Consider the following 12,074-nt stretch of genomic DNA (forward strand, 5'->3'; position numbering starts at 1 on the left):
TCATATCGCCATATAATGCCCGCCGGTTTTTGGGGTAATGGTCATGAGTACTGAAGATCCGCGGTTTGCCGGCATTGCCCGTTTGTACGGCATTGAAGGCCTTGAGCGCCTGCGCGCGGCCCATGTAGCGATTGTCGGCGTCGGTGGTGTCGGTTCCTGGGCGGCGGAAGCAATGGCACGCTGTGGGGTGGGCGAGATTTCGCTGTTCGACCTGGACGACGTCTGTGTCAGCAACGCCAACCGTCAGTTGCACGCGCTGGACAGCACTGTGGGCAAGCCCAAGGTCGATGTGATGGCCGAGCGTCTGCGCGGGATCAACCCGAAGTGCACGGTGCACGCGGTGCCTGACTTCGTCACTCGCGATACCATGGCCGAGTACATCACGTCGAACATCGACTGCGTGATCGACTGCATCGACAGCGTCAACGCCAAGGCCGCGCTGATCGCCTGGTGCAAGCGGCGCAAGATCCAGATCATTACCACCGGCGGTGCGGGCGGGCAGATTGACCCGACGTTGATCCAGGTTTGCGACCTGAATCGTACGTTCAACGATCCATTGGCTTCGAAAGTGCGCTCCACGCTGCGCCGCGACTACGGCTTCTCACGCACAGTGACCCGCCATTACAGCGTGCCGTGCGTGTTTTCCACCGAGCAACTGCGCTACCCGAAACCGGACGGCAGCATTTGCCTGCAGAAAAGTTTTGTCGGGGATGGGGTGAAGCTCGACTGTGCCGGCGGGTTTGGCGCAGTGATGATGGTGACGGCGACGTTTGGCATGGTCGCGGCGACCAAGGCTGTGGATAAGATTGTCGCGGGTGTGCGGCGGCCGGCGGAGCGGGTCAAACCGCAGGTTTAAAGTGCTGCTGATGGCCTCTTCGCGAGCAGGCTCGCTCCCACATTGGAATGCATTCCTCCTGTGGGAGCGAGCCTGCTCGCGATGGACTGCGCAGCAGTCCTTTACTGAGCCAACTCCCGCATCCGCTGTAGCACCGCATTCAAACCATTACTGCGGGACTCGGACAACTGCCGCCCTAGCCCAAGCTGATTGAACCAGTCCGGCAAATCCACCTGCTGCAACTCGGCCGCCGACAACCCGTTGACCCGCGCCAGCAGCAGCGCCACCAACCCGCGAATCAACCGCGCATCGCTGTTGGCGCTGAATTGCCAATTGCCATCGCGCAACTCGCCCACCAGCCACACCTGGCTTTCACAGCCGTGCACCCGGTTGGCATCGCACATCTGTGCATCACTCAAGACCGGCAGGCGTTCGCCCCATTGCATCAGCAGGCGTGCGCGTTGTTCCCAGCCGGCCGCTTTCTGAAAGGTCTCGAGTGCCGTCTCGGCATCGGCAGGCAGGTTCATCGCAATAGCTCCAGCGCCTGATCCAGGGCTTCGAAGAACCGCTCCAGGTCTTCGGAATCGTTGTACAGCGCCAACGACACCCGAATCGCTCCGGCCAGTTCGAAGCGTTTGAGTAGCGGCATCGCACAGTGATGGCCGGCACGCACTGCGATCCCTTGTTCGGTCAGCAAATGCGCGAGATCGGAGTTATGCACACCCTCGACGGTGAAACTGGCCAGCGCCACTTGCGGTTTGCCCAGTAGGCGAATGCCGTTGCGCGCCTCCAGGCCCTTGAGCAGACAGGCATGCAGCGCCGCTTCATGGGCGGACACGGCGTCCTGATCGAGCCCGGCGAGGTAGTCCAGGGTTGCTCCCAGGCCGATCACGCTGGCAATCGGCGGCGTCCCGGCCTCGAAACCCAGCGGTGCCGGGCGAAAGCGTGCGTCGTGATAATTGGCATCCAGTACCATTTCACCGCCGAACTGCCAGGGACGCAGTTGTTGCAGCGCCGTATTGCGCCCGAACAGCACACCCAGGCCATCGGGGCCGTAGAGCTTGTGGCTGGAGAACACATAAAAATCGCAGCCTAGCGCTTGCACGTCGTGGCGGCCATGGACCACGCCCTGGGCGCCATCGATCACGGTCAGGGCATTGTGCGCATTGGCCAGTGCCAGCAATTCAGACAGCGGCTGCCATGCGCCAATCACGTTGGACAACTGGCTAACGGCCAGCAGACGTGTGCGCGAGCCGATCAAACCGGCGGCTGCTTCAAGGTCGATCACGCCGTCGGCATCCAGCGGCAGGATCACCAGTTTCAGCTCGCGACGGTGCGCCAGTTGCTGCCAGGGCAGCAGGTTGGCGTGATGCTCCAGGGCGCTGATGACAATCTCGTCGCCCGGATTGAAAAGATGTTCCAGGCCGTAGGCCAGGAGATTCAGCGCGGACGTCGCGCCGTGGGTAAAGACGATCTGCCCGCATTCGCCGGCATTGAGCCATTGCGCGGCTTTGCGGCGGCTGTCCTCGAACGCCTGGGTGGCGTGGGCGCCGGGCAAATGCTGCGCCCGATGCACGTTGGCCGCGCCGTTGGCGTAGTAGTGCGCCAGGGCATCGAGCAGGGCTTGAGGTTTTTGCGTAGTGGCGGCGTTGTCCAGATAGGTCTGGTCCTGCCGTTGCAGGGCGGCGATGGCCGGAAAATCGGCGCGCCAGGGAGAGAGAATCATCATGCTATCGGGCCCTGGTGAGGGTACGCCGTACCCATGTAGGAGAAGCCGGTCGACGCTCGATTGCTCGCGATGGACGCATGGACGACGCGTGCTGTCTGGTGCCGCGCGTAATCGTTGACGTCCATCGCGAGCAAGCTCGCTCCTACACAGGTGATCGTGTAACGCTTAGTTGTGAGCGTGCAGCGCTTCGTTCAGTTCGATGGCCGATTTGTGGGTTTTGCATTCCACGGCACCGGTCTCCGAATTGCGACGGAACAGCAGGTCCGGCTGGCCGGCCAGTTCACGGGCCTTGACCACTTTGACCAGTTGATTGTTCTCGTCCAGCAGCGCCACTTTGGTACCAGCGGTCACGTACAGGCCCGACTCGACGGTGTTGCGGTCGCCCAACGGGATACCGATACCGGCGTTGGCGCCGATCAGGCAGCCTTCGCCGACCTTGATCACGATGTTGCCGCCGCCCGACAGGGTGCCCATGGTCGAGCAGCCGCCGCCCAGGTCCGAACCCTTGCCGACGAATACGCCAGCGGATACGCGGCCTTCGATCATGCCCGGGCCTTCGGTGCCGGCATTGAAGTTGATGAAACCTTCGTGCATCACGGTGGTGCCTTCGCCCACGTAAGCGCCCAGGCGCAGACGCGCAGCATCAGCGATACGCACGCCGGCCGGAACCACGTAGTCGGTCATTTTCGGGAACTTGTCTACCGAGAACACTTCCAGCAGCTCGCCGCGCAGGCGGGCTTCGAGTTGCAGTTCGGCCAGTTCGCTCAAATCGACCGCGCCCTGGCTGGTCCAGGCCACGTTTGGCAGCAGCGGGAAGATCCCGGCCAGGTTCAGGCCGTGTGGCTTGACCAAGCGATGGCTCAGCAGGTGCAGCTTGAGGTAGGCCTCAGGGGTGGACGACAGCTGGGCGTCTTCAGCCAGCAAGGTGGCAACCAGCGGCTTGTGGCTCTCGGCCAGGCGGGTCAGCAGGGCAGCCTGGGCGGCGTCGACGCTTTTCAGCGCTTCGGCCAGTTGCGAGGCCTGGGCGGTGCTGAACGCGATGGCCTGATTGCCTTCGGTGTAGCCCAGGATCGGTGCGATAGCGGCGAGGACTTCAGCCGATGGCTTGAGTACCGGGGCGGCGTAGAACACTTCCAGCCATGCGCCTTGACGGTTTTGAGTGCCGACGCCGAAGGCCAGGCTGAACAGGGTAGCGGACATGTGTATACCTCTAACAAAATTGAACGGGCTGCTTACTTGAGCGCGGCCGCGTAGATATCTGGCTTGAAGCCAATCAGGGTTCGGTCACCGAGATCGAGCACCGGGCGCTTGATCATCGAGGGTTGTGCCAGCATCAGTTCGATGGCTTTCGTCTGGTCGAGATCGGCTTTGCGTTCGTCGTCGAGCTTGCGAAAGGTCGTACCTGCACGGTTCAACACCACTTCCCAACCGTGCTCGTTGCACCATTGGGTCAGGTGTTCTCGGTCGATACCGACCGCCTTGTAATCATGAAAGTCATAGCTGACAGCGTGTTCATCGAGCCAGGTGCGCGCCTTTTTCATGGTGTCGCAGGCTTTGATGCCGAAAAGGTGCAGCGTTTTGCTTGAAACGGTCAAGGAATTGCCCCTTTTGCAGGTGCCGTAAGTATAAGGTGACGGATTATGCCATGTGCATTGAGTTAAAACGCAAAACCTGTGGGATTGACGCGTTCCGGGTGCGACATAGGTGCAAGGGTCACCGATAGTCTAAGCAGCTAATATGGCACTTCAATGCGTCCGGGAATCCCGCTTTATGCAAACCGCCTACACCGTCCTGATCCTTTTGATGCTGGTCGGCGTTTCGCGCCTGATCGGACGGGTGGTTCCACTGCCGTTGCCGTTGGTGCAGATTGCCGCCGGGGCCTTGCTTGCCTAGCCGACGCTCGGCCTGCATGTAGCCCTCGATCCCGAGCTGTTCCTGTTTCTGTTCCTGCCGCCACTGTTGTTCTCCGACGGCTGGCGCATGCCCAAGCGCGAATTCTGGCACCTGCGCGGACCGATCCTGACGCTGGCGGTGGGCTTGGTGCTGTTTACCGTGGTCGGTGCCGGCTATTTCATTCACTGGTTGCTGCCCGGTGTGCCGTTGCCGGTGGCGTTTGCCCTGGCCGCAGTGCTGTCGCCGACGGATGCGGTGGCGGTGTCGGCCATTTCCCGCAATCGACTGCCGACCCCGTTGATGCACATCTTGCAGGGCGAGGCACTGATGAACGACGCCTCGGGCCTGGTGACATTCAAGTTTGCCCTGGTGGCGGCGGTGACCGGTGTGTTCTCGCTGGCCAGCGCCAGTGTCACTTTCGTTCTGGTGGCGGTCGGCGGCCTGGCGATCGGTGTTGCATTGAGCTGGCTGGTCGGACGCCTGCGCGCGTGGATGATCGCCCGCGGCTGGGACGACCCTGCTACGCATGTGGTGTTCATGTTGCTGTTGCCGTTTGCCGCTTACGTGCTGGCCGAACGGGTGGGCGTGTCCGGCATTCTTTCGGCGGTGGCGGCGGGGATGATGCAGAGCTGGCTCGACCTGCTGCCGCGCCAGACCAACACGCGCCTGCTCAATCGCAGCGTCTGGTCGTTGCTGGAGTTCGCGTTCAACGGCTTGATCTTCCTGCTGCTGGGCTTGCAGCTGCCGGACATCATCAAAGCGGTGGCTAGTCACGAAACGTCTTTGTGGCCGACCTTGTTCTATCGCTGCCTCGATGTCGTGGCGATTCTCCTGGTGCTGTTGGCCTTGCGCTTCGTCTGGGTACAGAGCATTTGGCGATTGTCGGTGCTGCTGCGGCGTCTGCGCGGCAAAGGTGAAGTGACCCGGGTGCCGACCGCGCGATCCTGCTGGTTGCTGACGGTCGGCGGGGTACGCGGGGCGGTGACGCTGGCGGGTGTGATGTCGGTGCCGATGCTCATGGGGGCGGGCGCATTTCCCGAGCGCGACTTGCTGATCTTCATCGCTGCCGGGGTGATTTTGCTCTCGTTGATTGCGGCGTGCATCGCGCTGCCACTTTTGTTGCGTGGCTTCGAGGCCAGCCCGGACGACAAGCGGCGTGATGAAGTGCGCGAGGCTTGGCGCAAGACCGCCGAAGCGGCGATTCATGCCCTCGAAACGGAGGAGGTCAATCCACAGGATGCCGCCCAGTCGGCGCTGGCGGCGGAGCTCAAGGCGCGGATCATGTCCGAGTATCGGCATCAGTTGGAAGTGTTCAATGATTCCGCAGAGGCACAAGCCCTGGCGTTTCAGATGGATTTACTGGAGCGGCGTCTGCGTTTGAAGGCGCTGCGGGCACAGCGCTTGGAGCTTTACAGCCTGAGTCGTCATCACCAGATTGGTGATGACGTATTGCGTGAGGTGCTGGGGGAGCTGGATCTGAGTGAGGCCAAGCTTGGGGTGGTTAAGTAATGAAATTTTATTTGATTGTTTTCAGTGTCGTATAGCGGTGTATATCGAGTAGTCGGCGTTGGCTTGAAGGTTTTATGTTCTAGCGAGAGTTACCGGTAAACGGCGTTTTCAGATAGTTGAATAAATCTGAAAGTGCCTCGAGTATAGTTTTATGAGGGTAGATCTTGCGAATTGTCTCCTTGTCTTTTTCGCTCAATGTAAGGTTTGCAGCTTGCTTCCAGTTGCCTATGGTGGCTTGCTCATCTATCTCGTAATGCATAATTGATAGGGGGTCGTAATCACTGTAGGTGGCATCTGTAGAGTAAGGGCGTGGTAGGACATCGAAATCAACCCTCTCGCGGTCATAGTTGCCATAGAGGTCGTAGATTTTTTCCAAGTCCCATGGAATGGTTGCGTCTGGATGTTGATGTTCGTGAAGAAGTCCCAGTGCGTGACCAAACTCATGCAGTACAGTCCCTTCGAATTCGTCGTCTTCCAAGGGGATGCCTATGCACATGGTTGGGTGTTCAGGAGGTTGTTTCAAAGAGTCTGTACCGACAGTGGAATAAGAAAGCAACGTTTCATTTTTCTCGATTTCCAAACGGATATCTCCTATTGCACCTGGTATAAATTCAAACTTTAAGTTGGCGTGCTCTAACCATTGGTTTGCAATATTTTTTACGATGTCGACGGTTTTTTTGTCCGTGTCATATGTCGCAATTTTCAGGGTGCGCCCAGGCTCCCAGAAGCGCGTATGGGAGGCAACGCTTCTTTTTGTGCGTCCGGAACTGCTGCGTTTTACATTGTCACTGCGCTCATTGATAGCGGCCTCATAAGAAGCAGCTGGATCAATGTTTCTGACGATGCTGCAAGTTTCAATTTTCATAAGTGACGTCCGTGTCATTTATCGAATGTGATGTATCACTGAGAGGGTAACGTTTTTGGATAAATTTTCCGCATCAGTCGTCGATCATTCTGGCTGATGCTTATGTTCTTCTCTACGCTCCAGTCACCGGTAGTCAGTTCATTCGGGACGGGGTAATGCATGATCGACGTTTTGTCGTAGGGCGTTGTACGTGTATTGAGTGATTCCAATGTTTTGAATAAGTTGTGATCAACTTCTTCTTTTGACCAGTTATATCTTGTGAGGTAGTAGTGGTAGACAAATGGCTTGTTCCAGGGGATATCGGCTTTGGGGTGTTGGTGCTCATGTTCCAACCCTAAAGCATGACCAAATTCGTGCAGCACGGCGGCTTCAAGTCCGGGGTGTGCGAGGTCCGTGCCAATATTCATGGTGTTTTCATTGGGCGCGCGCAACGTGGCGTCCGTTCCAATGGCTGAATAATTGAGTGGAGCATCCATGGTGATTCGAATGTCGCCCTCAGTACCACTGACAAACTCCAGTTCGAGGTTGATGGAGGGTTGCCATAACACGATAGCCCTGATCGCGGACTCGCGGTGCGCTTGGGAAGGGGGATCAATAAAGGCGACTTTCAACACTCTGTGGCTTGCCCAGAATTTTGAGTGGGTGGCGACTCCCCGTTTGTGTCGACCACCGGAATGAACATTCTGTCGATTGTCCGGGTTTTCGTTAATGGCGGCTTCAAAAGATTTCTGTTCGTCAAATGGAGCAATCGTTTTGCAGGGGTGTTGATGGGGCATTGACTATTTCCTTGTCAAAATATGTGATCATCCAGGCTTGATTCCTATTCGCTGTTGGTTCAAATGTTTTCGGTCGAAGAGGCAGGATCTACCCTAAATTTATGGGTGGATTTTTCGCATGAACGCAATGTCGCCAGCGCTTATCTGCTTAGAATCGACAGAGGCGGTTGTGGTGATGGTTTTGCAATGGTTTTGATCGGTAGCTTTTATATGTTTTGTGTTGTTGGTGAGTCGTCAAGGTATTTAAGGGCGTGAGGGTTGTCCAGTCGTGGGGAGTTTCAATTTATTGCTTGAAGGTTGTTGTTTTAAGTTTGGCTGGGGCGGTTGCATAAAATAACTTGCACCGCGTTGCACGGTGCAAGTAGCCAAGGTTATTAGTTGCTTCTATTTTTTATAAATACGCGAATACGCTCGGCAGCCTCAATACACTCCGCCAGCGGCGCAACCAACGCCATGCGCACGCGCCCGGCCCCCGGATTGACGCCATCGACATCCCGCGACAGGTAAGAACCCGGCACCACCGTCACGTGCTCCTGTTCGAACAGGTCGCGGCAGAACGCTGCGTCGTCACCGGCGACATTCGGCCACAGATAGAAGCTGCCATCCGGCCGCTGTACGTCCATGACCGGGCTGAGGATTTCCAGTACCGCATCGAACTTCTCGCGATACAGCGCCCGGTTGGCGCGCACGTGCACTTCGTCATTCCACGCGGCAACGCTGGCCAGTTGGGTTTGAACCGGCATCGCGCAGCCGTGGTAGGTGCGGTAGAGCAGGAAGCCCTTGAGGACGTCGGCATCACCGGCCACAAAGCCCGAGCGCAGGCCTGGCAGGTTCGAACGCTTGGACAGGCTGTGGAACACCACGCAGCGCTTGAAGTCCTTGCGTCCCAGTTCTGCGCAGGCGCTGAGCAGGCCTGGTGGCGGCGTTTGTTCGTCGAAGTACAGTTCGCTGTAGCACTCGTCCGCGGCGATCACGAAATCATGTTCGTCGGCCAGGGCGATCAGCTTTTTCAGGGTTTCGACCGGGATCAAGGCACCGGTCGGGTTACCTGGAGAGCACAGGAACAGGATCTGGCAGCGTTTCCAGATGTCCGGCGACACGGCATCGAAATCCGGGTTGAAGCCGTTTTCGTCCAGGCACGGCAGGTAATGCGGCTTGGCCCCGGCGAGGAACGCCGCGCCTTCGTAGATCTGGTAGAACGGGTTCGGGCTGACCACCAGTGCGTCATCGCCACGGTTGACCACGGTCTGGGTGAAGGCGAACAGCGCCTCGCGGGTACCGTTGACCGGCAGCACGTTGCGCGCCGGATCGATCCAGCCCTTGGGGACATCGAAGCGACGCTCGCACCATGCCGCGATGGCTTCGCGCAGCTCCGGGATGCCGAGGGTGGTCGGGTACACGGCCATTTTTTCCAGATTGCTGGCCAGGGCCTCGGCGACGAAGCTAGGCGAACGGTGTTTCGGCTCGCCGATGGACAGCGCGATCGGACGCTTGTCCGGGTTCGGCGTCACGCTGCCGAGCAGGGCGCGGAGCTTTTCGAAGGGGTAGGGCTGGAGCTGGGACAGAGCGTTGTTCATCGGGGGCCTCGTTCAATGTGGGAGCGGGCTTGTGGCGAGGGGGCTTGCCCCCGTTGGGCTGCGAAGCAGCCCCAAATTCTCTGATTTACCAAAGATCTTGTGAGTGCTACGCACTCAAACGGGGGCAAGCCCCCTTGCCACAGGCGTTCCCACAGCGGGAAATTGTTCAATTCAGATGCTGATGCGCGACAGTTTGATATCGGGTTCCTGGTTGACGCTCAACTGCTCAACGATTGCATCCTGTAACCGGCTGCACAGCAGCGGGTCGGATAACGGTTGATTGTTGGCGTCGGTGATGAAGAACACGTCTTCCACGCGCTCGCCGAGGGTGGCGATCTTGGCGTTCTGCAGCGACAGATCGAACTCCAGGAAAATCGTGCCGATCCGCGCCAGCAGGCCCGGGCGGTCGGGGGCGGTGAGTTCGAGTACCGTCACTTGACGCTGGGCATCGTTGTGGATCGTCACCTGTGGCGCAAAGGCGAAATGCTTGAGTTGACGCGGTACCCGGCGCTGGATGATGGTCGGGTAGTCGTCCGGGTTGCGCAGGGCTTCGGTCAGACCCTCGCGGATCTGTTTAACCCGCGCTGGATTGTCGCCAATCGAGTCGCCGTCGGTGTCGAGCACGATATAGGTGTCGAGGGTGAACTGGCTGCTGGAGGTGATGACCCTGGCGTCGTGAATGTTCAGGTTGAGCTGGTCCATCGCCGCCACGGTCACGGCAAAGAAGTCGTGCTGGTCCGGGGCATAGATGAAGATCTGCGTACCGCCTTCGAACTCTCGCTGGGTGGTTTCCTTGATCAGCACCAGTGGCCCGCCGTCGGCCGGTTGCTGGAGGATCGCGTCACTATGCCAGGCCACATCGCCGGCGGTGTGGCGCAGGAAATAGTCATCACCCAACTGCGCCCACAGTTGCTCGACATCGTCCGGGTCGGTCCCGCCGCGCACCAGGATATCCAGCGCGGCGCTCTGGGTCTGGCGGATCTGCTCTTCGCGATCCACCGGGTTTTCCAGGCCGCGACGCAGGGCGCGCTTGGTCTCGGTGTAGAGCTGGCGCAGCAGGCTGGCGCGCCAGGAATTCCACAGGGTCGGGTTGGTCGCGTTGATGTCGGAGACGGTCAGCACATAGAGGTAGTCGAGGCGGGTTTCGTCGCCGACGATCTGGGCGAAATCGTGGATCACCTGCGGGTCGGACAAATCCTTGCGCTGGGCGGTGGTCGACATCACCAGGTGGTTCTGCACCAGCCATACGATCAGGCGGCTGTCCCACACTGGCAGCTGATGGCGCTGGCAAAACGCCTCGGCGTCGACCGCGCCGATGTCGGAGTGGTCGCCATGCCGGCCTTTGCCGATGTCGTGGTACAGGCCGGCCATGTAGATCAGCTCGGGTTTGGGCAGCTTGCCCATGAGCTTGCTGGCCAGCGGGAATTTTTCCGACACCTGGGTGTACTGCAACTTACGCAGGTGTTTGATCAGGTTCAGGGTGTGGGCATCGACTGTATAGATGTGGAACAGGTCATGCTGCATCTGCCCGACGATAAAGCCGAATTCGGGCAGATAGCGCCCCAGGATGCCATAGCGGTTCATCCGTCGCAGGTTGCGGTGGATGCCGATCTTGCACTTGAACAGTTCGATAAACAGGCTGGTGTTGCGAATATCGTTGCGGAAGTCGTCGTCGATCAGGTGGCGGTGTTCCCGCAGTAGACGAATGGTGTCGGCGCGCACGCCCTTGATTTCCGGCTGCTGGGCCATCAGCACGAAGATTTCGAGCATGGCGAACGGGGTGCGGCGGAAAACGTTGTCGTTGCGTGCCTCGATGTAGCCGTCATGCAACTGGAAGCGCGAGTTGATCGGCTGAGGTGGGGCTTCGTCTTCCGGTGCGAGGATGACTTCCTCGAAGTGCTGGATGATCAGGTCGCTGAGCTGGGCGATGCTCATCACCACCCGATAATACTGTTGCATGAAGTTTTCGATGGCTTGCTTGGCGTCGTCGCCTTTGAAGCCCAGCAGCCCGGCAATGGTGCGCTGGTGATCGAACAGCAGGCGGTCTTCGGAGCGGCCAGCCAGCATGTGCAGGGCATAGCGTACCTTCCACAGGAACTCCTGGGAGGAGGCGAGCAGGGCGTTTTCACTCTCGACCAGGAAGCCTTCGCCAGCCAGTGCCCGGAGGTTCAGGGTGCCGTACTCGCGACGGGCCACCCAGAGAATCGTCTGGATATCCCGCAGACCGCCGGGTGAGCCTTTGACGTTGGGTTCCAGGTTGTATTCGGTGTCGTTGTACTTGTGGTGGCGAGCCTTCTGTTCGGCACGCTTGGCCAGGAAGAAGTCCTTGCTCGGCCACATGTGCCCGGTCCCGGTGACGTCCAGCATGCGCTGGCGCAAATGCTCGGGGCCGGCAATGGTGCGGCTTTCCATCAGGTTGGTGACGACCGTCAGGTCGGCGCGGGCCTCGACGGCGCACTCGTCGACCGAGCGAACGCTCTGACCGACCTCCAGGCCGATGTCCCACAACAGCGTCAGAAAACGCTCGATGGAATCGCGGAAAACTTCGTGGTCGGCGCTGTCCAGCAGGATGAGCAAATCGATATCGGAATAAGGGTGCAATTCGCCACGGCCGTAGCCACCGACCGCGACCAGCGCGATGTCGGCGTCCTCACTCCAGCTGAACTGCTCCCAGGCCTTTTGCAGGATGTTGTCGACGAACCAGGCGCGATCCTCTATCAGCCGGCGAATGTCCCGACCGTTGCGAAAGCGCGTGTCGAGCACCTCACGGGCCTGGCGGATCGCCTTCTTGAAGGCCGAGATCGGGCTTGCCTTCAGGGCCAGTTCAGCCTGGAACTGGCCGCGGTCGAAGAGTTCGGGATCCACCTGCGGCATCGATTGGCTTTCCTTT

9 protein-coding genes and 1 pseudogene are annotated in these 12,074 nt (G+C 59.2%); 2 read left to right on the forward strand and 8 right to left on the reverse strand.

Annotation, left to right across the window (positions count from 1 at the left end; all coding sequences use genetic code 11):
- Positions 1 to 37: 37 nt before the first annotated feature.
- The gene (gene tcdA, locus AC3IX1_RS05790) at positions 38 to 856 is read left to right on the forward strand and encodes a tRNA cyclic N6-threonylcarbamoyladenosine(37) synthase TcdA (RefSeq protein WP_489387466.1); all 819 of its coding nucleotides are present in this window, start codon (positions 38 to 40) and stop codon (positions 854 to 856) included.
- 101 nt (positions 857 to 957) lie between these two features.
- Here the strand turns inward: tcdA and AC3IX1_RS05795 are convergent, their stop codons facing one another.
- From AC3IX1_RS05795 to AC3IX1_RS05810, 4 genes are all read right to left on the reverse strand, one after another.
- Positions 958 to 1,362, reverse strand: a complete 405-nt coding sequence (locus tag AC3IX1_RS05795; protein ID WP_489387467.1) for a SufE family protein — start codon at positions 1,360 to 1,362, stop codon at positions 958 to 960.
- A complete protein-coding gene (locus tag AC3IX1_RS05800) occupies positions 1,359 to 2,564 on the reverse strand; it encodes an aminotransferase class V-fold PLP-dependent enzyme (RefSeq protein ID WP_489387468.1) in 1,206 nt (401 codons plus the stop codon). The genes AC3IX1_RS05795 and AC3IX1_RS05800 overlap by 4 nt, the downstream gene beginning before the upstream one ends.
- 165 nt (positions 2,565 to 2,729) lie before the next feature.
- Complete coding sequence (dapD, locus tag AC3IX1_RS05805; RefSeq protein ID WP_489387469.1) at positions 2,730 to 3,764, reverse strand: 2,3,4,5-tetrahydropyridine-2,6-dicarboxylate N-succinyltransferase; 1,035 nt, start codon at positions 3,762 to 3,764, stop codon at positions 2,730 to 2,732.
- A 32-nt stretch (positions 3,765 to 3,796) separates the two neighbouring features.
- Positions 3,797 to 4,159, reverse strand: a complete 363-nt coding sequence (locus AC3IX1_RS05810; protein ID WP_008052792.1) for an ArsC family reductase — start codon at positions 4,157 to 4,159, stop codon at positions 3,797 to 3,799.
- A 175-nt stretch (positions 4,160 to 4,334) separates the two neighbouring features.
- Between AC3IX1_RS05810 and AC3IX1_RS05815 the strand changes: the two are divergent.
- Positions 4,335 to 5,966 (forward strand): annotated as a pseudogene (locus tag AC3IX1_RS05815) (Na+/H+ antiporter).
- A gap of 79 nt (positions 5,967 to 6,045) precedes the next feature.
- Here the strand turns inward: AC3IX1_RS05815 and AC3IX1_RS05820 are convergent.
- The 4 genes from AC3IX1_RS05820 to AC3IX1_RS05835 all read right to left on the reverse strand — a co-directional run bounded on the left by AC3IX1_RS05820 (position 6,046) and on the right by AC3IX1_RS05835 (position 12,058).
- Complete coding sequence (locus AC3IX1_RS05820; protein WP_489387470.1) at positions 6,046 to 6,831, reverse strand: M12 family metallopeptidase; 786 nt, start codon at positions 6,829 to 6,831, stop codon at positions 6,046 to 6,048.
- A 35-nt stretch (positions 6,832 to 6,866) separates the two neighbouring features.
- Positions 6,867 to 7,607, reverse strand: coding sequence for a M12 family metallopeptidase (locus AC3IX1_RS05825; protein WP_489387471.1), 741 nt, complete (start codon positions 7,605 to 7,607; stop codon positions 6,867 to 6,869).
- A gap of 374 nt (positions 7,608 to 7,981) precedes the next feature.
- Positions 7,982 to 9,184, reverse strand: a complete 1,203-nt coding sequence (dapC, locus tag AC3IX1_RS05830) for a succinyldiaminopimelate transaminase (protein WP_489387472.1) — start codon at positions 9,182 to 9,184, stop codon at positions 7,982 to 7,984.
- 171 nt (positions 9,185 to 9,355) lie between these two features.
- Complete coding sequence (locus AC3IX1_RS05835) at positions 9,356 to 12,058, reverse strand: [protein-PII] uridylyltransferase (RefSeq protein WP_489387473.1); 2,703 nt, start codon at positions 12,056 to 12,058, stop codon at positions 9,356 to 9,358.
- Positions 12,059 to 12,074: the final 16 nt, after the last annotated feature.

Source organism: Pseudomonas sp. KH_046_2 (assembly GCF_057838985.1).

What these genes read in the sequence shown, in the direction of transcription:
- tcdA (WP_489387466.1), top strand. Translation starts at nt 38, where the DNA reads ATGGTCATGAGTACTGAAGATCCGCGGTTTGCCGGCATTGCCCGTTTG.
- AC3IX1_RS05795 (WP_489387467.1), bottom strand. Translation starts at nt 1,362, where the DNA reads ATGAACCTGCCTGCCGATGCCGAGACGGCACTCGAGACCTTTCAGAAA.
- AC3IX1_RS05800 (WP_489387468.1), bottom strand. Translation starts at nt 2,564, where the DNA reads ATGATGATTCTCTCTCCCTGGCGCGCCGATTTTCCGGCCATCGCCGCC.
- dapD (WP_489387469.1), bottom strand. Translation starts at nt 3,764, where the DNA reads ATGTCCGCTACCCTGTTCAGCCTGGCCTTCGGCGTCGGCACTCAAAAC.
- AC3IX1_RS05820 (WP_489387470.1), bottom strand. Translation starts at nt 6,831, where the DNA reads ATGAAAATTGAAACTTGCAGCATCGTCAGAAACATTGATCCAGCTGCT.
- AC3IX1_RS05825 (WP_489387471.1), bottom strand. Translation starts at nt 7,607, where the DNA reads ATGCCCCATCAACACCCCTGCAAAACGATTGCTCCATTTGACGAACAG.
- dapC (WP_489387472.1), bottom strand. Translation starts at nt 9,184, where the DNA reads ATGAACAACGCTCTGTCCCAGCTCCAGCCCTACCCCTTCGAAAAGCTC.
- AC3IX1_RS05835 (WP_489387473.1), bottom strand. Translation starts at nt 12,058, where the DNA reads ATGCCGCAGGTGGATCCCGAACTCTTCGACCGCGGCCAGTTCCAGGCT.